This is a genomic window from Corynebacterium sp. KPL1814 (assembly GCF_000478175.1).
Taxonomy (GTDB): Bacteria; Actinomycetota; Actinomycetes; order Mycobacteriales; family Mycobacteriaceae; genus Corynebacterium.
In genome coordinates this window covers 741,377-764,804 of the sequence record NZ_KI515774.1, presented here as the reverse complement: position 1 = coordinate 764,804, position 23,428 = coordinate 741,377, and the positions used below count along the sequence as shown (strand labels likewise).

Genomic DNA, 23,428 nt, shown 5'->3' with positions numbered 1-23,428 from the left:
GCTACCCGTGCTTAAAGCACATCGTCGAAAAAGCCGCCTTCATCGGTAGGCCGTGGCGGCCCCTTGCGATCCCCAGCCTGCTGCGAAGTGCTATCCGCCGCCCGCTTTTCCGCGCGGACAGTCTGCGATGACGCGCTAGGTGCCGTGGGCTTTGGGGAGGCATACACGCCCGATGGGGCATCGACAGGCGCGGGTCCACCCACGCCCGTGGGGCCCTCATCAAGCGCGGACGCGGATTCATCATCAAGATCCATCCACTCAGGGCGCTGCCGGTTCTGGCGTTTATCGTGAATGCGGCAGAACTGGAAGGCAATCTCGATAAGCAGCAAGAGGCAGGCGGATAAGACCAGCATGCTAAACGGTTCTTGGCCTGGCGTCACCAAAGCAGCGAAGATCATAACCACGACGATGATAATGCGGCGCTTGTCCTTGACGTGGTTGTATTCCAAGATACCAATGAGATTGAGCGAGACCACCAAAAGTGGAACCTCGAAGCTGATGCCGAAGATGAGCAACATCGCCAAAAGATAATAAAAATATCGCTCACCGGTTAATGCTGCGGTTTGATACTCAGCGCCGATACCAATGAGGAATTCCAAGCCCACGGACAAGATGAAGTAGGCCAAGACGGCGCCCGCCAGGAAGAGTGAGACGGCCACAACGACGAAGCTCAAGGTATAGCGGCGCTCGTTCTTATGCAGGCCTGGGACAATGAATGCCCACACCTGGTAGAGCCAGACAGGGGACGAAATCACCGTACCGGCCAAAGCACCGACCTTCAGACGCAAAATGAGCATCTCGAAGGGGCTGGTGGCAAGCAAGCGGCATTCGCCATCGTTATTGAAATTGGCCCGCTTATCTTCCGGCAATGAGCAATAAGGCTCGCGCAGAATTTCTCCCAGCGGCGGAATCCGGAAGGGCGCCTGCTGGTACCAAATGAAACCGATGATCGCACCGATAACCAAGGCCAACAAGGAAATAATGATCCTTCGCCGCAGCTCTTGCAGGTGCTGCACTAAGGTCATCTCGCCCGTTGGATTCTTGGGCTTGCGTGAAAAACCTCGCCGCTTGCGGCGCACGCGGGATCCTTGTTCACCGACAGGGTGGGACTGTGAGGACATCAATTTGGCTCTTTCAACGCACAAGAGCGAACACTACCCTGCTCACTCGGTATCTGGATGCCGCGCGCCGGCACGGCTGGCGAGTACATAAGCAAAGCGTGTTCGCATTTCTAGCAGGCAGAAGGCGCTAATTCTGAGAAGAAGTGTTTCCCTGCTGGTGGCCAGGTTGCATATCCGGGCGGTTCCAGAACTCCTCATCGGACTGCTGGCGCTTCTGGCTCAATTGAGCTTGAGCCTCAGAGCGCTTGGTGTCCTCCGATTGCATTTCATTGACCTCAGATTTGAAAATGCGCATCGAGCGGCCCATGGAACGAGCAAGATCGGGCAGTTTCTTCGCGCCAAATAGCAAGATGATGACGAGAACAATCAGGCCGATTTCCAATGGTCCTAAGGTCATAAGATCCTCTTTCGGTTCTTCTTTGCCTGCGCCAGATGGCCGCCGCGCTCTCTCCCTTCGCGGGGAGAATTCGCGAGGCAATTTTAAGACGCATGTGCGTGCAGTAACTGAATTTTAAGTATAGCCCTTCAACGCGGCATTTCCGCGTTCCGCAATGAGATTCACAATAGATTGAGGGGCTATAACGCGTAACCTATCGGCCTGCCCGAGGGCGAAACGAACCAGCCAATCCACCGATCCTACCTGCATCGTTGCAGCTACAGTGCCGTTTTTTAGGCGTTTGCTTAGTTGCATATCGTAGTATTCTGCAAGCCAAGTGAATTCTTCATGAATGATTAATTCCACGGAATCCGCCGTACCTAAATTAAAGGGTGCTGCAGCGTCGAAATCCAGCTCCTTGAGGCGCGGATGAGCAGTTTCCTCGGTCAACTCGGCATGCTTGATGCGGTCGATGCGGAAGGTCCTATGCCCCTGCTTTTCTTCTTCCCATGCCGCGAGATAAGGCTCGGCATCCACGATGAAGATCCGAGCCGGATCAACTAGGCGCTCGGTTTCCTTATTAGATGAAGCACTCCAATAGCGCATCCGGATGCGCCGTTTTTCATTGAGCCCGCGGTTTAAGGTTGCCTGGATATCGGATTCTTGCGGGTCCACCGTCGATAACGTGTCATAGATACTCAGCGTGCGCTCATCCATAATGGAGCGCAATTTCTCCGCGGCCGTCTTAATCGCCCGCGCATCCAGCAGCCCAGGCATAGCCTCGAGGGATTCTAGGGTAAGTAAGAGCGCGCCCGCCTCAGTCGGCGTAAGCCGCAATGCTTGCCCCAAGCCTTGGTCATTGTAGATGGTGACCCCATCGCGGTAGCTGAAAGAGAGATCGATGAGCTCTTCGGTATTGCGGCCAGTCCCAGAGCAAAATAGCCGGTCCACGGCATCTTTTAGCTCTCCTGGGTCCATCCCCAAATCCGCGGCCGCCTCCATCGGGGTTTTATCCGGATGGTTTTGAAAATACGGGATGAGGTTGAGCGACCGGACGAGCGCTTGCAGTTTATGAGATCCATCGGCCATTGGTTTACTCAGCTCCATTGTGGTTGGCGGCTGCGCGCAATAGATTAATGATGTCAGTGCGCACCTCGGGGGGATCGAGCACTTTTACTTCTGGGGCATAGCCCGCTGCGCTGCGCACCAACCAATCCTTCTGGACCCCGGTAAGCACTACGGTGCCATCGGCGGTGCGCGTGCCCACGCTTTCTAGCTCTTGGGCTTGACCCTCTGGAATATACAGGGTCGCATCCACCTTTTCGCCGCGTTGTAGCGCCTCTTTGACGAGCTTGTCGATGTCCACCGTCGGCTCGATGTGCTCAGCCGGCTGGTGGGACCGCTTGATATCGGAAAGCCTTAAGGCCCGGAAGACGCGCGGGGCTGCGCGGTCAACATCGAAGCCAACAATATAAATGCGACTTTGGTGGTTGACCACTCCCCAGGGATCCATGGTCCGGCGCACTGTCTCAGCCGCCGGATGGGGGCGGTAGGAAAAGGTGATGCGCACTTTATTTCGCACGGCGGCGAGGACGAAGGTGATGACTTCGGGGGCGAGCCGGGTGATGTCATTGACCGCGGTATATACGGGGGCACCCTCCAGGTTGCGGGAGGCCCCCGAAGCGGCAATCTTGGTCCACCCGGACAGGGAGAAATCGCTCAATCCACCAGGGGTTCCCACTCCCCCTGCGATGCCAAGCACCATCGCTTCTTCCGGTGAAAATTCCACCGGCGGGAGCTGGTAATTGCTTTGGTCGAGGCGGTACGAGACACCGTCTTCCCCACCGGTGTGCACGATGGGGACTCCGGCGCGTTGCAAGGTGGCGATATCGCGGCCCAGTGCCTTGGTGAAAGCCTCGTCGGACTTATCGCTATAACCTGCGACGTGGCTGCGGATCCAGGCCGCGGAGCGGTCAGGTGAACCACCCGAATTCGCCGCTCCTTGCAGCGCAAAGGATAGGTTGGTGAGCCTTTCTACCGCCGCATCCTGCCGGCTCGGCGTGGATCGTGATGCCACCACGTTGTCTACTCTCCCCAGTGCTCAATGTGCACGCCCTAGGCGTGATTATCGTGCATATAGTCTAGCAATGCCTCAACGCGCGGATCGGTGGACGCGAAGGGATCGAGCAGTTCCTCGGTGCGCGGTTCTGGGCGGTTAACCTTCAGCCGCGTCCAATCCACGGTCACGTGCGCGCCGCATTCTTCGGCCGCAGCTAGGAACTTTCCGCGCAAAGCCGCGCGCGTGGTCGGCGGCGCGGCGGATACCGCACGCTCGATGGACTCATCGTCGATCCAGCGCTCGACCATTCCGCGGCGCAGCAGGACGTCGTATAAGCCTCGCCCCGGCCGGATATCGTGATAGGTCATATCAACCTGCGTCAGTTTCGGATGCGCCCAGTCACCGCCCAAACGGGAACGGTAGCGCTCGAGCAGCTCGAGCTTGATGACCCAATCGATCTCGCGGTTCACCCCAGAAAAGTCTCCGGTCTCGATGGCGCGCAGAATGCGCTCCCACAGGTCAACCACACGCTCCAATTCTGCCGTGGGCGTGCCGGCGTCTTCGCGGTGGGCGAGCCAATCGCGGGCCCGCGCGCAAAGCTGCTGCTGGACCTCCAAGGCGGTAATGGTTCCCCCGCTAACAAGCGGCAGCGGCGTGGACCCAGTCACATCGCGCGCGATGGAGCGGATGTGGTGGATTGGATCTGCGATCTCGAGTTCGGGCAGCTCGAAGCCCGCCTCCAGCATCTCCAGCATGAGCAGGGTGGAGCCGACCTTCAATGCGATGGTGGGTTCTGCCATATTGGAATCGCCAACGATGATGTGCATGCGGCGGAAGCGCTTGGAATCCCCATGCGGCTCATCGCGGGTATTGATGATGGGCCGGGAGCGGGTGGTCGCGGACGATACGCCCTCCCATACCTGATCGGCGCGCTGGGATAAGAGGAATTGCGCGGGTTGGTCGCCCTTGGCAGGCTGCACCATTCCCGCCCCGCAGATAAGTTGGCGGGTAATCAAGAACGGCAAGAGCGCTACGCCCAGGTCTTTGAGCACCATGTGCCGGCTAATAAGGTAATTCTCATGGCAACCAAAGGAGTGCCCGGCGGAATCCACGTTGTTCTTAAAAAGGTAGACCGCGCGCTCGTTTCCTTCTTCGGCCAAAGCGTCTTCCGCCTGCAGGGCCAGGCGGTTCATCACGCGGTCACTGGCGCATTCATGGGCGATGAGCTGGCTGAGGCTATCGCACTCGGCGGTGGCTACCTCAGGGTGCGAGCCGACGTCGAGGTACAGGCGGCTGGCATTGGTGGCAAAGATATTGGACGAGGCGTATTTTTCCACGATCGGCCGGAAGAGCACGCGCGCAACCTCATCGGGGCTTAATGCCCGCTGGCTCTTCGGCGTCGCCGTGGACAGGCCGTACTCGGTTTCGATGCCCATGATCCGCCGAGCAAAAACGGGACGGGTGGATTCCACGCCTACTGTCCGCCCTTTTGGACGTACGAGCGGACGAATTCTTCCGCGTTATTTTCTAGCAGGCCATCGATCTCATCCAAGAGATCATCGGTGCCGGAGGTGTTGATATTGAGCTGGGTAGCGGTAAATTCTTCCTCTGACTCGGGGCCATTTCCCCCATTATTGCTACTGACCTGGCGATTCGAAGTGGACACGGTGTCATCCTTTCCTCATATTAGGTGATCATTACTTACGATACTCGGGCTGGATGCCGATGGCAGCAAGCCCTTCAAGTAACTCCTCTACGCTGCTGGCGCCCTCGATGATGCCTTCGCAGTCCGCACGGGTGAGGCCACGGGTATCATCCATGGCCACGGTAGCCCAGACTCCGTTTCGAGATGGCCCGCCTGTGTTACCACAGCGCAGGGTGAGACTTTGCCAACTGGCGGCGATGATATCTTCGCCGAATTTCTGCGTTATGCGCCCGCGGAAATATGCACGGGTGTCGGTAGGCGGCTCGGCCGCGGCCCGTCGCAGGTCCTCGGCGCTAAAGAGCTGGCGCATCTGGCCCTTGCGCACCAGCGCATAGTGCAGCGACTTCGCCGGATCGATTTCGGCATATTGCAGGTCGATAAGGCGCAGCTTGGGGTCATCTGGGGCGATGCCGCGGTCGAGGTAGCTCTTGATTAACCGGTACTTGGCCACCCAATCTAGGAGGTGGGCGGCCTTGAGGGGGTCATCGGCAAGCAGCCCTACCGCCTCGTCCCAGGCCGCCAGCACCTTGTGGTCGGCGGAAGTCTCCGGCTGCAGGCGGCGGCGGTATTCGGCGAGCAGCTCGAGGGCGGTGAGCTCGCGGCCATCGGCAAGCGTGAGCTGGTGGCGCAATTCGAGGTCGCGGCTTACCAGGGGCACCTCCGCGACGGCATCGGCAAGGCGCAAATCGCTAAAGTCCGTGCCGGCCTCAATGGCATCGAGCACCAGCGAGGTCATGCCCAATTTCAGCAGCGTCGAGGTCTGCGACATATTCGCATCGCCGATAATGACGTGCAGGCGGCCGAAGTCATCGTGGATGGCATGGGGCTCATCGCGGGTATTGATAATGCCGCGGTTGAGCGTGGTTTCCAGGGAAATTTCCTGCTCGATATAGTCCGCGCGCTGGGAAATCTGGAACCCCGGTTCCTCCCCAAACTCCCCGCGGCCCATGCGCCCAGCACCGATAACGACCTGCCGGGCCACGAAGAAGGGAATCAGCGCCTGGGCCATGACCGAAAAATCGGTGCTGCGGGCGTACTGATAATTTTCATGCGAACCGTAGCTGGCGCCCTTGCCATCAACGTTGTTCTTGTACAACCGCAGCGGCGAGCACGGCTGCCGGTCCGCCAAGACGGACTTTCCCTGTTCCGTCAGCTCAGCGACGGCATCCCTGGCCTGCAGTAGCGTGTGATCGCCGGCGGCGTCATAGAGCGTCGCGTCCCAAGCATTCGTGCATTCCGGCGCCGAGTACTCGGGGTGGGCATGGTCCACATAGAACCGCGCCCCGCTCGGGGTGACAACATTGGCCACACCAACCGCATTGGGGTCTACCACGGGAACCGTATCGTAGCGCTTGAGGTCAAAACCGCGGGAATCTCGCAAGGGATGTTCTTCCGCAAAATCCCAGCGCGAACGCGCGCCCGTGTACAGCGCTGCATAGGCCACCACCGCGTGGGTCGAGGTGATGATTGGGGATTCCTCCGGCGAATCCGGCGTAGAAATGCCGTATTCCGTTTCCGTTCCTAGCACGCGGGCCACGTACAGCTCCTTCCGCTTAAAAGTTCCACACTGGTCACACGCGATCCGCCGTGATCCGCGGAAACAATCTTGCTCCATTCCTCGGGGTTGGTTGAGGTGGGCATGTATTCCGATTCCGCCTGCTCGGCGGCGATGGCGGCACGCAGGTGCTGCTTGCCGATGCCCCCTTTAACGCCCCCATCGCCTTCCTCCGCGGCGCGCTGCGCACCGTGGTCCGATAAAGCCTCCTTGATGGCTAGCTTCTTAGCCCGGGCCAAGATATTGGCAATCATCGCGCCAGAGACGAAATCGCGGTAGTGCAGGACCTGGCGCTGCCCATTGCTAAAGTGCAGCTGGGCAAAAGGCCTATCGCTATAGAGCTCATCTACGGCATCGCCGATGAGCTCGTCAATATCGCCCACGTGTGGAATGGAGGGATCGAAGTGGCGGGCGAAGATCTCGCGCGCGCCGCGCTTGGTGGGGCGATTGATGCGCACCTTCATATCCAGCCTGCCCGGGCGCATGATGGCGGGGTCAATGAGCTCTTCCCTGTTGGTGGCGCCGATGATGACCACATTGCTGAGGCCCTCCACGCCATCGAGCTCCGTCAGCAGCTGGGGAACGACGGTGGTTTCCATATCAGACGAAACCCCGGATCCGCGGGTGCGGAAAATGGATTCCATCTCGTCAAAGAAGATGACCACGGGGCGATCCGCGCTGGCCTGGGCGAGCTCGCGGGCGCGCTCAAAGATAAGCCGAATGCGGCGTTCGGTTTCGCCGACGTACTTATTCAGCAGCTCTGGGCCCTTGACATTAAGGAAGTAGCTGGAGCCATTTCCCCCCATCTGGGTAGACAGGGAGTTCGCCACGGCCTTAGCAATGAGCGTCTTTCCGCAGCCGGGTGGGCCATAAAGCAATACGCCCTTGGGCGGTTGCAACCCATATTGCCGGTAGAGCTCGGGGTGGATAAAGGGCAGCTCGACGGAATCGCGGATCTGCGAAATCTGCTCATTCAAGCCACCGATGTCCTCATAGCGCACATCGGGTACTTCTTCCAGCGAAAGCTGGGAAACCTCTGCCTGGTCCACCTTTTCCACGGCCACGGAAGCCTTGGTATCCAGCAGCACGACCTCGCCCGCGCGCACGCTTTCTTGCAGCGCCTGTGCGAGCAGGACGACGCGGTTATCCCCCGCGGAATTAGCCACGACGGCGCGGCGCTGGTCCAAGCGCTCGACCACGGTGGCAAGTTCGCCGGTGCTCGTAGGGGCGCAGCCTTCGACGACCACGAAGCCATCGCCCAGCCGAACCTGTTGGCCCACCTGCAGGCTGCCCGGCTCCACGTTGGGGGAGACCTTGAGCTGCATGACGCGGCCGTTGGTATAGACCTCCGCGGTGGTGCCTACCTCGCTTTGGTGCGGCGAGTAGGCCAAAAAGACGCCGTAAGTAGAGGCTGGCTCTGCAAGCGCATTGACCTCAGCAAATAACTGCTCGAGCTCGGCGCGCGATTTCTGTAGTAGCTCCACCAGCTTTTGGTTGCGCGCAGCAAGCTGGCTGAGTTGCCGCTTATTATCCGTGGCTTCATCCATGCACACCACTTTAACGCGCGACAAGGTATGAGCGAGGCCACTTTAGTATTTAATTACACCCGTGTACTTAAAACTGTGCACCTTATTTGCGGGCGCGGCGCTGGGGGCGCGGTGGGGTGACGCCATCGGCAAGCCGCCTAGTCCAAATTAGGAATGCGGTGTGCGCGTTCATGCGGTGCTCCGGGCGGGTGGCTAAGCCTTCTACCTTCCATTCGCGCACGAGGGATTCCCACGCCTTCGGTTCGGTAAAGCATTGTAGCTCACGGATGCCCTCCATGACCTTCATCAGCTGCGGGACCGTTGCCACATAGGTCATGAACACGCCGCCAGGGATCAGCAGATCGCGCACGGTCTCCAGGTTCTCCCAAGGCTCCAGCATGTCCAAGACGATGCGGTCGACGGGGCCACCGAGGTCCTCAGCGGTGACATCACCGAGATCGCCTAGGCGCGGCGACCACCACTCGGGGCGAGCGCCAAAGTATTCCTCGACGTTATCGACCGCGTACTCCAGGTGATCATCGCGGATTTCATAGGAATAGACGTGGCCTTCGGGGCCCACGGCGCGCAGGAGGGACATCGACAAGGCGCCGGAGCCCGCACCGGCCTCAAGCACGCGGGCGCCCATGAAGATATCGCCCTCGACCAAGATTTGTGCGGCGTCCTTGGGATAAATGACGGCGGCACCGCGCGGCATCGATAAGACGTGATCCACCATGAGGTGGCGGAAGAGCAGGAAGGACGAGCCCAGGGTGGACTCGATGACGGAACCTTCATCCATCCCCATGATGTCATCGTGGTTGATTATGCCTTTATGGGAATGGAACTGGCCTCCTTCTTTCAAAATGACCGTGTAGTGGCGCCGCTTGGCGTCCGTCAGCTGCACGCGGTCGCCATAGGAAAAGGGGCCAGAATAAGCCATGCCGCAAAACTCCTCGAGGTTGTGGGTACTAACCCTTCAAGTATGCCTCAAGAGCCCGCGAGAGCCATATTTGGTCCTGCTCGCCCACCATCTCGCGCGCGGAGTGCATCGACAGCATCGGCACGCCCACATCGACGGTGTCGATACCCAGCCGCGTTGCGGTAATCGGGCCGATGGTCGAGCCGCACGGCACATCGTTATTGCCCACGAAACGCTGCACCGGAACCCCACCCTTGGCACACGCGGTCTCCCACAGAGCAATCGTCTGTGCATCTGAGGCGTAGCGCTGGTTGCCGTTGATCTTGGTCACTGGGCCCTGCCCAATGATCGGCTGGTGGGTGGGGTCGTGCTTATCCGCGTAATTGGGGTGCACCGAGTGCGCGGCATCGGCAGACACGCAGCTGGAGCGAGCGAACATCTGGAATCGCTCTTCCTCATTAGCCCCCAGCGCGCGGGCGGTGCGGGTTAGCACGTCCTGCAGGATCGGTCCGGCGGCACCATAGCGGGAACTCGAGCCCACTTCCTCGTGGTCAAAGGCCATCATGACCAAAATATCGGAGCCGTCATAGTCCTGCGCAGCGCTTTGCATGGCCTCCAGCGAGGCGTGCACCGAAGATAGGTTATCCATGCGGCCAGCCGCGATAAACTTTTCGCCCGCGCCAAAGACGGCACCCCGGGCGGCATCGGCGGTAATCAGGTTGAAGGAAGCAATATCCTGCTTGGCGATGCCCGCCTGCTCCCCCACCACCTGCAGGATCGACGCCTCTTCATCGCCGACCGTCAGCACCGGCTGCATGTGCTTTTGGCGGTCCGGCTTGAACTCATCCTTGCGGTACAAGTGAATGGCTAGCGAAGGAAGGCGCAGGACTGGACCCGTATTCACGAGGTGCTGGCGCCCATCCGTGGTCACCACCTGGCCGGCGACGGTAAGTTCACGATCAAACCACGTGTGCAGCAAGGCACCGCCGTAGATTTCCACCGCGACCTGTTGCCAACCTACAGCCGAAAAATCGGGCGTGGGCTTGAGCGCCAGCCCCGGCGAATCAGTATGCGAGCCAACGATGCGGAAACCGGAGTTCTTATCGGCGCCTTCCGGCACGTACCACGCGGCAACCGCACCGCCGCGGACCATGACGTGCCCGCCTGGTGCGGCCGACCAGTCCTCGCGCTCATCCTGAACCTGGAAGCCAAATTCTTGCAGCTGGCGCGCTACCTCATGCGCGGCGTGGTACGACGACGGCGAGGCCGCCAAGAAATCAAGGAACTTATCGGTATAACTCATGCCTTCTAGCTTGCCACGAAACGATCAGCGATAGGCTAGATACACCATGGCTACTACATCAACTCCCCGCCCCCGTCCCCTTGCCCTGTCGCCCTCGCGCGCCTCCGACTACCAGCAGTGCCCGCTGCTCTATCGATTCCGGGCCATCGACAAGATTCCCGAGCCCAAGACCATCGCCCAAGTTAAGGGAACCCTGGTCCACGCGGTCCTAGAAGAAACGCATAAGCTCCCGCGTGAAGAGCGCACCTACCCAGCAGCGGTAAAGATGATCAAACCGAGCTGGGCCGCGATGACAGAAGAGGACGCTGAACTGCTCGAGCTCGTGCCCGAAGAAGAGACGTATGACTTCTTCGTCGCCGCCCGCGAGCTGCTCAAGGGCTATTTTCAGATGGAAAACCCGCAGGGCTTCGACTGCCAAGAAACCGAGATGTATGTCAATACGGTCCTGCCCAATGGCGTACCCGTGCGCGGGTTTATTGACCGCGTGGACCGCGCCCCCACCGGCGAGGTGCGCGTCGTGGATTATAAGACGGGAAAGAAACCAGCACCCCGGTTTTCCCAGAGCGCCCAATTCCAGATGCGCTTTTACGCCCTGGTGTACTGGCGCCTGCTGGGCATCATCCCTCACCAACTGCGGCTGATGTATCTCAAGGTGCTGGACTCGATGTTTTTAGCTCCTACCCAGGAAGAACTCGAATACTTCGAGCGCGATCTAGGCCAACTGTGGGCCAAGATTGAGGCCGATGGGCGCGCCGGGGATTTTCGCCCGAAGCGCTCCAAGCTCTGTAATTGGTGCGCGCATCAGGCGATCTGCCCCGAATTTGGCGGCACGCCGCCGGAGTACCCGGGGTGGCCGGGCTCCGCGGCGGATTAAAACCTTTTAGAACAGTCCGGATACCGTGCCATCGGCGGCGACGTCGATATTATTGGCCGCCGACTTCTTGGGCAGGCCCGGCATGGTCATCACGTTGCCGGTCAGCACCACGATGAACCCGGAACCGGTGCGCGGCAGTAGCTCGCGCACGTGCAGCGTGTGGCCTTCCGGTGCACCCAATGCCGTTGCTTCATCGGAGAAGGAATACTGCGTCTTGGAAATGACTACGGGCAGTTTATCCCAGCCATTGTCCTTGATGTATTGCAAGTCCTTCACGGCCTTGGAGCCGTATTCCACGCGGTCTGCGCGGTAGATCTCGCGGGCGATGGTCTCGATGGAGGCCTCGATGCCTTCTTCTGGATCGTAGAGCTGCTGCGCGCCGCCCTCGAGGTTCTCCAACAGGGTCTCGGCCAGCTTCGTCGCTCCTGCGCCGCCTTCGGCCCAGACGTTGGCCTCTTCCAGGGCCACGCCGAAGTCCTTAGCCCAATCGCGCATGAACTGGCGCTCCGCCTCGGTATCGGACCAGAAAAGGTTCAGCGCGACGACGGGCTTGATCCCAAACTTGCGCAGGTTTTCTACGTGGCGCTCAAGGTTGACGATGCCCTTCTGCAGCGCCTCAAGGTTTTCCTCGGTGAGCTTGTCCTTGGCAACGCCCCCGTTGTACTTCTGCGAGCGGATCGTCGCCACAACCACCGCGCCGGCCACGTCCAGGTCACCAAACCGGGACTTGATATCCATAAACTTCTCGCCGCCAAGATCCGCGCCGAAGCCGGCTTCAGACAGCACGATATCGCCAAACTGCAGGGCGGTCTGCGTCGCCAGCAAGGAGTTGCAGCCGTGCGCGATATTGGCGAAGGGACCACCGTGCACGAGTGCGGGAACCCCGCCGAGAGTTTGCACGAGGTTTGGGTTCAAAGCATCGCGCATCAGCGCGGTCAGCGCGCCTTCCGCATCGAGCTCCCGCGCGGTCACTGGCCGCTGGTCATAGGTAAAGCCGACGGTGATATCGCCTAGGCGCTGCTTGAGGTCATCGAGGCTCGTCGCCAAGCACAAAATGGCCATGATCTCGGAGGCGGCTGTAATGGTAAAGCCCGTTTCTGCCGGCACGCCGTGCGCAGGGCCGCCGAGCCCGGTGACCACATTGCGCAGTGCGCGGTCGTTCACGTCGACGCAGCGCTGCCACGTGACGCGGCGCGGGTCGATGCCCAGCTGGTTGCCCTGGTGAATGTGATTGTCGATGATGGCAGCCAGCGTATTCGTTGCCGCGGCAATGGCGTGGAAGTCACCGGTGAAGTGCAGGTTGATATCCTCCATCGGCACAATCTGGGCGTAACCGCCACCCGCGGCGCCGCCCTTGATGCCCATGACCGGGCCCTGGGATGGCTCGCGCAGGGCCACGATAGCCTTCTTCCCGATCTGATCCAGCGCATCGGTCAAGCCGATAAGCACCGTGGATTTACCTTCGCCAGCAGGTGTTGGGGAGACTCCTGTCACCAGCACGAGCTTGCCGCGCTTGTCTTTGGCGTAGTCCACCTTGGTGATATCCACCTTGGCTTTCGTGGAACCAAAGGGAATTACTGCATCTTCGGGGATGCCTGCTTTGGCTGCGATCTCCCCAATCGGCTGCAGGTTATGGGCTTGTGCGATTTCAACATCGGATGGCTGCGTAGTCATGGCACCTACCCTACCGATTTCTGGCATAAGCCAAGTCGCATGGGGGTATGAAGTGTGAGACGGAACATTTCTTATGGTGGAGCTTCCACATAAAAGTGGCGCCCTCTCCGCGGAGAAGACGCCACTGGGAGTGCAAGCTAGAGGACTCGCTAAATGATTACCGCGCCGAGTGCGTAGCCAAGGAGCACGGAACCGGCGATGCTGACCACGCCAGGGATGAGGAATGGGTGGTTGAATACGGCCTTGCCGATCTTGGTCGTGCCCGTATCATCCATTTCGACTGCTGCCAGCAACGTGGGGTACGTAGGCAGGATGAACAGAGCAGAAACTGCCGGGAATGCGGCCACAGCGGTAACCGGGCTTACTCCCAACGCCAACGCGGCGGGCATGAGCGCCTTGGTGGTAGCAGCCTGCGAGTACAGCAGGGCTGCGGCGAAGAAGAGCACCACTGCCAGCAACCATGGCGAAGCTTCAATGACGTCACCAGCCAAGGCTTGAATATCGTCCAAGTAGTGGTTGATAAGGGTGGTTCCCAACCACGCGACACCCAGCACACAGATGCAGGCGGACATGCCCGATTTAAATACCGGGGTATTGAGGACGTCAGCGGCCGGGATCTTGGTCTTGAGCACGATGATCGTCGCGGCCGAAAGCATGACCGTCATAATCGCCTCATTGCGCGGCAGCGTTGGATCCGTGATGAGCCCAACTTGTTCGGAAGAAATGGTAGCCCATGCCATGACGATAACGATGGCGATAAGGAAGATAACGACGGAAGACTTAGCGCCTTCCTTGGGCTCATATTTGCTAGCACCAATCGGCTCTTTGACCAGGCCCTGCGCCTTGCACTCTTGGTACACAGGGTCATCTTCCAGCTCCTTACCAAACTTATTGGCCAGCCAAGCTGCGGGGAAGATGGACAAAAAGGTAGCTGGAATCAACACGCCGAGCACTTGGAGGTACCCCACCCCCATAGGTTCAAGCAGACCAGCCAGGATGACAACTGCAGCAGAAATCGGCGAGGCACAAATACCCATCTGCGCGGCGACGACCGCGATAGATAGCGGGCGCGACGGGCGAACCTTGCCTTCCTTGGCCACCTCAACGATGACCGGCAGCGTGGAAAAGGAGGTGTGCCCGGTACCAGCTAAGACCGTCATCAACCAGGTCACGATGGGTGCGTAAAACGTAATCTTCTTGGGGTTTTTGCGCAGGAACTTCTCGGCCACGTGAACCAAATAGTCCATGCCGCCGGCCTTTTGCATCGCGGCGATGGCCGCGATCACCGTCATAATGATGGCGATGACGTCGAACGGAATGTCTTCCCTAGTTACGGGAACTCCCGCAACGCCCAAAAGGAGAACGCCTAGGCCACCGGCCATGCCGATGCCTATGGACCCAATTCTCGCACCTAAGATAATGGCCGCGAGAACGATGACAATATGAATAATAACCATGGATACACTCCACACGTTCTCAACTACACGTGGTGGACACACATCAGCATGCCGGTCGTGGACCACCCTTACATTTCTATTTTGCCTTGAATATGTTGTTTTATTTACGCATTCTGCCCGTTTGTGTTGCTTCCCACATGTGTTCTACCTCGCGTTATAAACCGTTCGGTATATTTCCATGCCGCTGCACTATGGAAACGGGAGACGTTAGCTCAGGCATTCACGAAAGAGACCGCACACACCATGGAGTACTTTTCCGCTTTCCACGGAAAAAACAGCACGGTGTGTGCGGAATGGTGGGCACCACCATGAGGATGGGCATCGCCCACCTCATGCAGCACTCCGGCTCGCGAACTTTACTTAGTTGTCATCGAGGAAAAGCTGACCGCGAAACTCTGGGTGCATCAGGTTTTCTACCGACAGAACCTTGTTCAGCGTTGCCTCATCCAGAAGGCCCTTCTCCAGGACGAGTTCCTTGACACCCTTGCCGGTCTTGAGGGATTCCTTGGCAATCTCGTCACCGTTGTGGTGGCCAATGAATGGGTTCAAGTAGGTGACGATACCAATGGAGTTCTCCACGTACTGGCGGCACACGTCGGCGTTAGCGGTAATGCCGGTAACACACTTCTCACGCAGGGCATCAACCGCGTTGCCCATGATGCGGATGGACTGGAACAGCGCCTCACCGATGACCGGCTCCATCACGTTGAGCTGCAACTGGCCTGCCTCTGCAGCCATGGTCACGACGTGGTCGTTGCCGAAGATCTTGAAGCAGGTCTGGTTGACAACCTCTGGGATGACTGGGTTGACCTTACCCGGCATGATGGAGGAACCTGCCTGGCGGGCTGGCAGGTTGATCTCGCCAAGGCCAGCGCGCGGACCAGAGGACAGCAGGCGCAGGTCGTTACAGATCTTGGACAGCTTCATGGCAGCGCGCTTGATGGCGGAGTGCAAGAATACGTAGGCACCGCAGTCAGAGGTAGCCTCGATAAGGTCGCTCGCAGTCTTCATCTCCAGGCCAGTGACCTCCGACAATGCGGCGGTTACCTGGTGGCGGTAGCCGGCTGGAGTGTTAACACCGGTACCGATGGCGGTTGCGCCGAGGTTGATCTGCAGCAAGCGGCTCTGTGCATCGCGCAGAACGGCCTGTTCCTCGTTCAGATTATTAGCAAAGCCCTTGAATTCGTCGCCCAAGGTCATGGGGACGGCATCCTGCAGCTGGGTACGGCCCATCTTCAGGATGTCTTGGAACTCATTACCCTTGTCCTGGAATGCGGAACGCAGGCTGTCGATGCGCACGATGAGGTCATCGATGGCAGCGTACAGGCCCAACCGGAAGCCGGTTGGGTAAGCATCGTTGGTGGACTGGGACATGTTGACATCGTCGTTGGGGTTGATGATGTCGTAGGAGCCCTTCTCCTCCCCCAAGTGCTCAAGGGCCAAGTTGGCAACGACCTCATTGGTGTTCATGTTCAACGAGGTGCCGGCACCACCCTGGAATACATCGAGCGGGAACTGGTCCATGCAGCGACCCTCATCCAAGATCTGGTCACAGGCCCACATGATGGCCTCTGCCTTCTTCTTTGGCAGCACGTGCAAGCGACGGTTGGCCATCGCGGCAGCCTTTTTGACCTTCACCATGCCGCGGATGAAGTGCGGAATGGTGTTAATGGTCACGTAGGAAATCTGGAAGTTATCCATCGCGCGGACGGTGTGGACACCAAAGTAAGCATCAGCGGGAATTTCCAAGTCACCGATCAGATCGGTTTCCGTACGAGTGTTTTTGCTCGACGTCTTTGGCTGCTTCTGCTCAGCTACCTTTTTCTGTGCAGAATGAGTGGTCTTATCCTCCTGCTTATTCTCCGCTTGCTTTGCGGCAGACTTAGTGTCTTTTTCTTCTTTCTTAGACGACTTTGCCATGATGGCGCGGCTCCTTTGCCTGTCGAGAATGATGTCCGAGTGAATAATCTCAAGCGCCAATGGTAGCCACGTTTCGCCCCAGTTGGGACGACCAAGAATTTAATACTCCCCCTAAAAGCGGGCAATGCGGAGATCGGAAGCCAAAATTGCCTCCGCACCGAGTTGGGAAAGTCGATCCATAATCTGGTTGGCTTCTTTTTGCGGAACCATCGCACGCACCGCCACCCAGTCTTGACGCGCCAACGGTGAAACCGTTGGGCCAGTCAGGCCCGGAGTAACACCAGCTGCTTTATCTAGATTTTCTTCTGCAATGTTGTAATCGATCATGAGGTAGGTGCGGGCGTGCAGAATACCTTGGATGCGGCCCAATACAACCTGCTCTTCTGGCGTCACCTCTGCATCGTGGCGTTTAATGACAACAGCTTCCGAGCTCACAATGGGCTCACCAAAGGGCGCCAAACCCTGCTGCCGCAGCGTAGTACCAGTTGACACGACATCAGCAATAACATCGGCTACGCCTAAGTGGATGGATATTTCCACCGCGCCGTCGAGGCGGATCACATCGGCGGAAATCCCCTTCTCCGCCAAGTCTTGTCGGACCAAATTCGGGTACGACGTTGCCACACGCTTGCCCTCCAGGTGAGAGATATCCCACCCCTCTCCTTGGGGTGCGGCGTAGCGGAATGTTGAGTCACCGAAGCCAAGTGAGAGGACCTCTTTAAATTGGGCGTTGGAATCGAGCGCTAAATCGCGCCCCGTAATCCCCAGATCAAGCACACCGCGGGCGACATAGATTGCGATATCCTTCGGGCGGAGGAAGAAAAACTCCACCCCATTGTCCAAATCTACCACGTTCAGCGTTTTGGAGTGGCCGCGCCCCTTATAACCGGCCTCACCAAGGATTTCTAAAGCCGCTTCTGATAGGGAACCTTTATTTGGTACTGCAATTTTGATCATGCTGTTCTCCAGGAAGTCTGCTCCACCGCAGGTGGGCAACAAGTTATAGGTATTTATAAATATCTTCAGGCCGCAGGCCGCGCTTGATCATCATGACCTGCGTCCAATAGATAAGCTGCGACATTTCTTCCGCCAGTTCCTCATCGGACTGGTATTCGGCGGCAATCCATACTTCGCCCGCCTCTTCGATGATCTTTTTGCCAATATGATGGGCGCCTTCTTCCAGCGCCTGGACGGTCCCAGAGCCCTCTGGCTTCTGGTCTGCTTTGTGTAGTAGCTCAGCAAAAAGTGTCTCAAAATCCTTCACAACTACCTATTGTTCCACAGGTAAGCAGTCAATGCGAAGGGTTTTATTTCATTTCCTGGATAGCTCGGAACCACTCGTAGACATCTACATGGCGCGCGCCTGCGAGGTGGCGAGAATCGCGCAGCCGGGAAATCTCCACTACCCCCTCCGGCACTTCCACGCCTTCATCCTCGGGCAAACCGATAACGGTGCATCCCGCGGCCACGGCAGCGCGCATACCTGCCGGGGAATCCTCAAACACAAGGCACTGAGCTGGATCAAGCTGCAGGCGCCGGGCTGCTTCCAAGTACATATCCGGGGCGGGCTTGCCAGTGGGAACTTCATCGCCGCAAATAGTGTCCACGAAATGTTCGCGGCCTATTACCGCGATGGCAGCGTCCGCGACGTCGCGATCCGTGTTCGTCGTGACCATCATCGGCATGCCGTCTTGGCGAAGCGAGGTTAAAAGCTCAGGGATCCCGGGAAAGATTTCTAGGCGGCCAGCAAAAAGTGTCTTCACATAATCAAACATCTTGTGCCGATAGGCTTCGACGTCGCCTTCGCCCAAGGAAACTCCCGCATTATCAGCGCAAATGCGCAGCGTCGTAGGAAAGGTAGCCCCCACCGTATCCATGCGTTGTCTGGCTGTCAGGCGCTTGCCCAGCACTTCCGAAAGATAGTACGTCGCCTCACCCCACAAGGGCTCCGAGTTGGTCAAGGTGCCATCCATATCCCAGAAAATCGCCGCGGGACGGGACAAAGACTGGGAATCACTCACTGTGGTCATACACACTCCACCGGCTATTCCGGCATAGAACTACGGCTCAACGAGGGGGATATTCGCGCTGCGCGGTGATCAATCAACTTCACCTTAGGAATCTATCCACGGCGGGCTGGCGCCGTAAAGGGGCCTAGAAGTCCAACTCTGGGATCTGTGACAGCGCCTCATCATCGGCGCCGGTAGCCGCGGAGGCGTTGTACATCAGCTCGGCGATTTCTTCCTTTTCCTCCGGCTCCACCACCGCATCGTGTTGCTTGCGATTGAAGGTGGCGAGTTTTTGCACGGTCTTATTCAGCACCGCGGCGAGCTGGCCGCCATCAGGATCGTCCGGCAGCCCGTCCAACCCATCCAACATCTGCTCGAGGTGGCCTTTGAGTTCTGGTAGGACCGCCGCGTTAAACGGTGCCTCCCAGAATTCTTTTTCCTCGTCCTTGAGGTAATCGCCGGTGGCGAAGGACTTAAGATCAGCAATGAACTCATCAACGGTGGGTTGGAAATCTGCGCGAATGCTCATGCTGTCGATATTGCCCTAAGTTGGCTAGGCCTGCACGCCGAGCAGCGAATTAAGTGCTGTACGCACTAACTCCGCAGCACCTTCCTCGTCTTCACCCCGGTTACTGCCTGCCCAATCGTCGATGACGCGCAGCGCGGTGGGGGTATCGAGGTCATCGGCAAGCGCTTGGCGAAGCCCCGCTACCGCACCTTCCGCAGCCGACAGGGACCCAGGGCTTTCCAGGGCAGAGCGCCACATGGCCAGGCGGGTCTTGGCTTGGTCGAGCACCTCATCGGACCAGCCCCGCTCAGCGCGGTAGTGGCCGGAGAATACGCCAAGGCGGATGGCGGAGGGATCTTCGCCTTGCTCCACGAGCTTGTGGACGAAGACCAGGTTGCCCAGGGACTTGGACATTTTCACGCCGTCGAGGCCGATCATTCCCGTGTGGACGTAGAACTGCGCCATGCGGTCTACGCCCAAGGCGGCCTCTGCATGCGCGGCGGAGAATTCATGGTGCGGGAACTTCAGATCGCTGCCGCCGCCTTGGATATCAAAGGTGCTGCCCAAGTAATTGGTGGCGATAGCAGAGCACTCGATGTGCCAGCCGGGGCGTCCGGGACCGAAGGGAGACTCCCACGCCGGTTCGCCTTCGCGGTGGGCGCGCCAAATCAGGGCATCCATGGGGTGCTTCTTGCCCGGGCGGTCGGGGTCGCCGCCGCGCTCGGCAAAAAATTCCTGCATCTGTTCCATCGAGTAATTGGATTCGTAGCCAAATTCCTCGGTGGCATCGATGGAGGCATACACATCGGGGTACTCCGGGTCATCGACCACGTAAGCGGCGCCGTTATCCAATAGTTTTTGCACCATGTCCACGATCTCATCGACTGCTTCCATGGCGCCGATGAAGTGCTGCGGCGGGATGACCGATAAAAGTTCCATATCGGAGCGGAAAAGGTCGATCTGGGAGGTGCCGAGTTCGCGCCAATCAACGCCGTCGCGCTCCGCGCGCTCAAAGAGTGGGTCATCGACGTCGGTGATATTTTGCGCGTAATTGACCTTCTTGCCAGCGTCCAGGAACTGCCGGTAGATCAGGTCGAAGGTGAGGTAGGTGGCTGCGTGGCCCAAGTGGGTCGAATCATACGGGGTAATGCCGCACACGTACATGGTGGCGGTATCCCCCTTTACCTGCACGGGGGCCTTGGTTTGATTCGCGGAGTCGTAGAGATAGAGCTGCGCCGCATCGCCTGGGATGCGACTATAAGTAGGTGTTGGCCAAGAATGCATGGCACCTATCCTAACGCGAACTTATGGGGCGATTTAAATGGGCTGTAGGACCCCCAAGGCCAGCAGAATCATCACGAGGATGCCCACTGGGATGCGGTAGGCCGCGAACCATGCAAAGGAGTGGTTGCCCACGAAGTTCAACAACCACGCAATCGAGGCGTAGCCCAAGCCAAAAGCGATACCGGTGCCCACGAGCAGCTGCATGCCGGACGCGGCTTGGCCGGCTTCGGGCGCGAAGGCATCGGGAAGCGAAAAAAGCCCCGACGCCAGCACCGCCGGAATGGCCAGGAGGAAGCTAAAGCGCGTGGCCACCTCGCGGTCGAGGCCCAAGAAAAGACCACCGGAAATGGTGCCGCCCGAACGCGAAACGCCAGGGATCAGCGCCAGGCACTGGCACAGGCCCATGATGATGGCATCTTTCATCGTCAGCTCCTCAAAACCGCGCTTTTTGGAGCCCACGCGCTCGGCGGCGATGAAGACGAAGGAGAAAAGGATCAGCATCGCAGCGGTGATCCACAGGTTGCGCAGCGCCCCGCGGATGGCATCTTCAAAAACCAACCCAATAACGCCGATGGGAATGGAACCGGCGATGACCATCCAGCCCATGCGCCAGTCCTGCCCGCGCGAGGCGGGGTTGGTCCACCCGCGGAGCCATCCGGAGAGGATTTGCCAAATCATTGGGGCGAAATAGACCAGCACGGCAAGCTCGGTGCCGAGCTGGATGACGGCCGTAAAGGAAGCACCGGCATCGTTGCCCCAAAAGAGCTCGGAAACAATGCGCAGGTGCCCAGAGGAGCTTACCGGGAGAAACTCCGTAAGCCCCTGCACAATGGATAAAACGATAACTTGTGCCCAAGAAACTGCTTCGGTCGCGGTATCAGAAATCACCCGCCATACACTACCGCCGCGCACGGCTTCGGGAAATCGCAACGCGCGCTGTTAGGATAAGTATCCGTGAAATCACGATCCCGCTCCACACTCGTACTATCCAGCTTGCTAGCACTCTCCACTGCTACGCTGGCCGCCTGCGATTCCACCGTGGGCGTAGGCGGTGATCCCGAAACCGCAGTAAAGGGCAATGCCACCCCGGCTGCTTCTCCGAGCGACACCGATCCAGCCGGCACGGTCATCGACTTCGATGAAGACATCACGGATCTGGACGCGGTGAAAGATACGATTGCTGTTCGCACCGCGGACCAGGTGCGCATTGGCAGCCAGGATGACTTTGCTGCTAAGAAGGCCAAGAGCATCGATATCGATTCTACCTGCGGCGATTTAAGTTCCTCCGAATCTGGATTCGTCTTGGCCTGCCCGGATAAGGTCCTGCTCATCGATCCTTCTGCGCCGGAATCACCGGAAGAAATCAACATGGATGAGGACTTCCAGGTCACCGCCGCTACCCAGATTTCGACCGGCGAGGTCTTTGTCACCGCTGACGACTCCGCTGTGGTCGGCCGGTACAAGGATGGCACGCGGGACGGCGAAATCTCCGTCGAGGCCGGCTCGGACCAGATGCTCGCCGTTCCCAACGCGGACGGCGACGACGGGATTGTGCGTATTCAACGTTCGGATTCCACCATCCAAAACATCGATTGGCCCAACGATCGCGCCGGCGGGCGGTTGCGCGCTGGCCAGGGTGTCGGCCAAATCGCGGTAGGTGACAACGGCGTCGTGCTCGCCTCCGATACCGAGGGCGACCGGATCGCGGTCTATACCTCCGATGACGTCATCCGCCTGCACCAATACGGCGTGGTAGACGGCACCCCCTGGGCGGTGGCCTGGGATGATTCGCGCGAGCTCGCGTGGGTTACCACCACCGATAACAACATCGCGCACGCCTATTCCATTGACAAGGGCGTTCCCGAATCCCGCGGCGAGATTGCCACGCTTGCCGATGCCCAAAATATAACCGCCCTATCCAATGGCACCATCGTGCTTGCCTCCGCATCCGGCCAGGGGCTGCAGTTCGTGGCGGATCCACACCTGACAAAGGCAAAGGAGTCTTAATCCATGGTTTCGACCTTCGATTCGCTGCGCAAAGGCGCCTATCAGCTGGCGCTGCGCGGGATGTTTCGCCTCAGCCCCGAGCGCATCCACGGCATTATCAATTCCGGGCTGCACGGCCTGCACGTGGCAGGTCCCGCCAATCGGGTGCTTGGCCGCGTCCTGCCGGTCAACAATCCAATCTTGAAACAAGACGTGTGCGGGATCACCTTCCCGCGCCCGCTCGGCCTTGCGGCCGGTTTTGATAAGAACGCCGCGGCCGCCGATGCCTGGTCTCCCCTTGGTTTCGGCTACGCCGAACTGGGCACCGTCACGGCACAGGCGCAGCCGGGAAACCCGACTCCCCGCCTCTTCCGCCTCAAAGAAGATGCCGCCATCTTAAACCGGATGGGTTTTAATAATGAGGGTGCGGCCGCCGTGGCAGAGAACCTGCGCAAGCGCCGGTACAACGACGTCATCGGGATTAATATCGGCAAAACCAAGGTCACCCCGGCCGAACGCGCCGTGGATGATTACCGCCGCTCCGCGTCCGTCTTAGGCGGTCTGGCGGACTACCTGGTGGTTAATGTCTCCTCCCCCAATACTCCGGGGTTGCGTGACCTGCAGGCGGTCGAATCGCTGCGCCCCATCCTGCGCGCCGTGCAAGAATCCACCGATGTCCCCGTCATGGTAAAAATCGCGCCGGACCTTTCGGATGCCGATGTCGATGCCGTCGCCGATCTCGCAGTCGAACTGGGCCTTACCGGCATCGTCGCCACCAATACCACCATCTCCCGCGAGGGGCTTAACACTCCCCGCGCGGAGGTAGAAGCCCTTGGTGCCGGTGGCATTTCCGGCCCACCGGTGGCCGAGCGCTCCTTAGAGGTACTCCGCCGCCTTAACGCGCGCGTGGGCTCGCAGCTTGTCCTTATTTCCGTCGGTGGCATTACCACCCCAGAACAGGCGTGGGAGCGGATTGCCGCCGGTGCCAGCCTCCTCCAGGGCTATACCGGGCTCATCTACGGCGGGCCGGACTGGATTCGGGACATTCACAGGGGAATCGCCAAGCAGATTCGCGCCCACGGCCTAAGCAATATCTCTGAGGCAGTAGGCTCCAACCTGCCGTGGACGGCAATAAACTAGCAGCTCATTAGA

The 23,428-nt window shown here is 59.0% G+C and carries 22 protein-coding genes; 3 read left to right on the top strand and 19 right to left on the bottom strand.

Features of this window, described 5'->3' with window-relative positions; genetic code table 11:
- Nucleotides 1–11: 11 nt before the first annotated feature.
- The 10 genes from tatC to HMPREF1257_RS03540 form a co-directional block, all read right to left on the bottom strand.
- Complete coding sequence (gene tatC / locus HMPREF1257_RS03585) at nt 12–1,121, bottom strand: twin-arginine translocase subunit TatC (RefSeq protein ID WP_232208515.1); 1,110 nt, start codon at nt 1,119–1,121, stop codon at nt 12–14.
- 127 nt (nt 1,122–1,248) lie between these two features.
- Entirely contained in the window at nt 1,249–1,518 is a 270-nt protein-coding gene (tatA, locus tag HMPREF1257_RS03580; protein ID WP_023022332.1) for a Sec-independent protein translocase subunit TatA, read from the bottom strand.
- Nucleotides 1,519–1,632: 114 nt separating this feature from the next.
- Nucleotides 1,633–2,586, bottom strand: a complete 954-nt coding sequence (locus HMPREF1257_RS03575) for a YafY family protein (protein ID WP_023022334.1) — start codon at nt 2,584–2,586, stop codon at nt 1,633–1,635.
- Nucleotides 2,587–2,590: 4 nt separating this feature from the next.
- Nucleotides 2,591–3,577, bottom strand: coding sequence for a YafY family protein (locus HMPREF1257_RS03570; protein WP_023022336.1), 987 nt, complete (start codon nt 3,575–3,577; stop codon nt 2,591–2,593).
- Nucleotides 3,578–3,612: 35 nt separating this feature from the next.
- On the bottom strand, nt 3,613–4,992 hold the full coding sequence (gene pafA, locus HMPREF1257_RS03565; RefSeq protein ID WP_051138375.1) for a Pup--protein ligase: 1,380 nt from the start codon (nt 4,990–4,992) through the stop codon (nt 3,613–3,615).
- Between the two features lie 38 nt (nt 4,993–5,030).
- Nucleotides 5,031–5,222, bottom strand: a complete 192-nt coding sequence (locus tag HMPREF1257_RS03560; RefSeq protein WP_005279201.1) for a ubiquitin-like protein Pup — start codon at nt 5,220–5,222, stop codon at nt 5,031–5,033.
- 31 nt (nt 5,223–5,253) lie between these two features.
- Entirely contained in the window at nt 5,254–6,798 is a 1,545-nt protein-coding gene (gene dop / locus HMPREF1257_RS03555; RefSeq protein ID WP_023022342.1) for a depupylase/deamidase Dop, read from the bottom strand.
- Entirely contained in the window at nt 6,783–8,363 is a 1,581-nt protein-coding gene (gene arc, locus HMPREF1257_RS03550; protein ID WP_023022344.1) for a proteasome ATPase, read from the bottom strand. Before arc ends, dop begins: the two co-directional genes overlap by 16 nt.
- Before the next feature lie 82 nt (nt 8,364–8,445).
- Nucleotides 8,446–9,282, bottom strand: coding sequence for a tRNA (adenine-N1)-methyltransferase (locus HMPREF1257_RS03545; RefSeq protein ID WP_023022346.1), 837 nt, complete (start codon nt 9,280–9,282; stop codon nt 8,446–8,448).
- Between the two features lie 28 nt (nt 9,283–9,310).
- Nucleotides 9,311–10,564 carry a M18 family aminopeptidase gene (locus HMPREF1257_RS03540; RefSeq protein WP_023022348.1) on the bottom strand — a complete coding sequence of 418 codons (1,254 nt, stop codon included), beginning with the start codon at nt 10,562–10,564 and terminating at the stop codon, nt 9,311–9,313.
- 46 nt (nt 10,565–10,610) lie between these two features.
- On the opposite strand from HMPREF1257_RS03540, the gene HMPREF1257_RS03535 reads away from it, so the two are divergent.
- On the top strand, nt 10,611–11,438 hold the full coding sequence (locus HMPREF1257_RS03535; RefSeq protein WP_023022351.1) for a RecB family exonuclease: 828 nt from the start codon (nt 10,611–10,613) through the stop codon (nt 11,436–11,438).
- Between the two features lie 6 nt (nt 11,439–11,444).
- On the opposite strand, the gene HMPREF1257_RS03530 is transcribed toward HMPREF1257_RS03535, so the two are convergent.
- The 9 genes from HMPREF1257_RS03530 to HMPREF1257_RS03490 form a co-directional block, all read right to left on the bottom strand.
- Entirely contained in the window at nt 11,445–13,112 is a 1,668-nt protein-coding gene (locus HMPREF1257_RS03530) for a formate--tetrahydrofolate ligase (protein ID WP_023022353.1), read from the bottom strand.
- Between the two features lie 149 nt (nt 13,113–13,261).
- Nucleotides 13,262–14,569: an anaerobic C4-dicarboxylate transporter gene (locus tag HMPREF1257_RS03525; protein ID WP_023022355.1), complete on the bottom strand. Its 1,308-nt coding sequence runs from the start codon at nt 14,567–14,569 to the stop codon at nt 13,262–13,264.
- 360 nt (nt 14,570–14,929) lie between these two features.
- Nucleotides 14,930–16,489 carry an aspartate ammonia-lyase gene (gene aspA / locus HMPREF1257_RS03520; protein ID WP_023022356.1) on the bottom strand — a complete coding sequence of 520 codons (1,560 nt, stop codon included), beginning with the start codon at nt 16,487–16,489 and terminating at the stop codon, nt 14,930–14,932.
- A gap of 111 nt (nt 16,490–16,600) precedes the next feature.
- Complete coding sequence (gene hisG / locus HMPREF1257_RS03515) at nt 16,601–17,446, bottom strand: ATP phosphoribosyltransferase (RefSeq protein ID WP_023022358.1); 846 nt, start codon at nt 17,444–17,446, stop codon at nt 16,601–16,603.
- Between the two features lie 43 nt (nt 17,447–17,489).
- Nucleotides 17,490–17,753 carry a phosphoribosyl-ATP diphosphatase gene (locus tag HMPREF1257_RS03510; protein WP_023022360.1) on the bottom strand — a complete coding sequence of 88 codons (264 nt, stop codon included), beginning with the start codon at nt 17,751–17,753 and terminating at the stop codon, nt 17,490–17,492.
- 43 nt (nt 17,754–17,796) lie between these two features.
- Nucleotides 17,797–18,519 carry an HAD family phosphatase gene (locus tag HMPREF1257_RS03505; protein WP_023022362.1) on the bottom strand — a complete coding sequence of 241 codons (723 nt, stop codon included), beginning with the start codon at nt 18,517–18,519 and terminating at the stop codon, nt 17,797–17,799.
- A 124-nt stretch (nt 18,520–18,643) separates the two neighbouring features.
- Complete coding sequence (locus tag HMPREF1257_RS03500; RefSeq protein WP_023022364.1) at nt 18,644–19,027, bottom strand: hypothetical protein; 384 nt, start codon at nt 19,025–19,027, stop codon at nt 18,644–18,646.
- Between the two features lie 24 nt (nt 19,028–19,051).
- Nucleotides 19,052–20,290: a cysteine--1-D-myo-inosityl 2-amino-2-deoxy-alpha-D-glucopyranoside ligase gene (gene mshC / locus HMPREF1257_RS03495; protein WP_023022366.1), complete on the bottom strand. Its 1,239-nt coding sequence runs from the start codon at nt 20,288–20,290 to the stop codon at nt 19,052–19,054.
- 33 nt (nt 20,291–20,323) lie between these two features.
- Nucleotides 20,324–21,178: an undecaprenyl-diphosphate phosphatase gene (locus tag HMPREF1257_RS03490; protein ID WP_051138371.1), complete on the bottom strand. Its 855-nt coding sequence runs from the start codon at nt 21,176–21,178 to the stop codon at nt 20,324–20,326.
- Between the two features lie 66 nt (nt 21,179–21,244).
- On the opposite strand from HMPREF1257_RS03490, the gene HMPREF1257_RS03485 reads away from it, so the two are divergent.
- Both HMPREF1257_RS03485 and HMPREF1257_RS03480 read left to right on the top strand, forming a co-directional pair.
- Nucleotides 21,245–22,297, top strand: a complete 1,053-nt coding sequence (locus HMPREF1257_RS03485; RefSeq protein WP_023022370.1) for a hypothetical protein — start codon at nt 21,245–21,247, stop codon at nt 22,295–22,297.
- Nucleotides 22,298–22,300: 3 nt separating this feature from the next.
- Entirely contained in the window at nt 22,301–23,416 is a 1,116-nt protein-coding gene (locus HMPREF1257_RS03480; protein ID WP_023022372.1) for a quinone-dependent dihydroorotate dehydrogenase, read from the top strand.
- Nucleotides 23,417–23,428: the final 12 nt, after the last annotated feature.

Bases quoted from the DNA above. Each gene is read 5' to 3' on its own strand.
- tatC (WP_232208515.1), bottom strand. From the start codon at position 1,121: ATGTCCTCACAGTCCCACCCTGTCGGTGAACAAGGATCCCGCGTGCGC.
- tatA (WP_023022332.1), bottom strand. From the start codon at position 1,518: ATGACCTTAGGACCATTGGAAATCGGCCTGATTGTTCTCGTCATCATC.
- HMPREF1257_RS03575 (WP_023022334.1), bottom strand. From the start codon at position 2,586: ATGGCCGATGGATCTCATAAACTGCAAGCGCTCGTCCGGTCGCTCAAC.
- pafA (WP_051138375.1), bottom strand. From the start codon at position 4,992: ATGGGCATCGAAACCGAGTACGGCCTGTCCACGGCGACGCCGAAGAGC.
- arc (WP_023022344.1), bottom strand. From the start codon at position 8,363: ATGGATGAAGCCACGGATAATAAGCGGCAACTCAGCCAGCTTGCTGCG.
- HMPREF1257_RS03545 (WP_023022346.1), bottom strand. From the start codon at position 9,282: ATGGCTTATTCTGGCCCCTTTTCCTATGGCGACCGCGTGCAGCTGACG.
- HMPREF1257_RS03540 (WP_023022348.1), bottom strand. From the start codon at position 10,564: ATGAGTTATACCGATAAGTTCCTTGATTTCTTGGCGGCCTCGCCGTCG.
- HMPREF1257_RS03535 (WP_023022351.1), top strand. From the start codon at position 10,611: ATGGCTACTACATCAACTCCCCGCCCCCGTCCCCTTGCCCTGTCGCCC.
- HMPREF1257_RS03530 (WP_023022353.1), bottom strand. From the start codon at position 13,112: ATGACTACGCAGCCATCCGATGTTGAAATCGCACAAGCCCATAACCTG.
- HMPREF1257_RS03525 (WP_023022355.1), bottom strand. From the start codon at position 14,569: ATGGTTATTATTCATATTGTCATCGTTCTCGCGGCCATTATCTTAGGT.
- aspA (WP_023022356.1), bottom strand. From the start codon at position 16,489: ATGGCAAAGTCGTCTAAGAAAGAAGAAAAAGACACTAAGTCTGCCGCA.
- hisG (WP_023022358.1), bottom strand. From the start codon at position 17,446: ATGATCAAAATTGCAGTACCAAATAAAGGTTCCCTATCAGAAGCGGCT.
- HMPREF1257_RS03505 (WP_023022362.1), bottom strand. From the start codon at position 18,519: ATGACCACAGTGAGTGATTCCCAGTCTTTGTCCCGTCCCGCGGCGATT.
- HMPREF1257_RS03500 (WP_023022364.1), bottom strand. From the start codon at position 19,027: ATGAGCATTCGCGCAGATTTCCAACCCACCGTTGATGAGTTCATTGCT.
- mshC (WP_023022366.1), bottom strand. From the start codon at position 20,290: ATGCATTCTTGGCCAACACCTACTTATAGTCGCATCCCAGGCGATGCG.
- HMPREF1257_RS03480 (WP_023022372.1), top strand. From the start codon at position 22,301: ATGGTTTCGACCTTCGATTCGCTGCGCAAAGGCGCCTATCAGCTGGCG.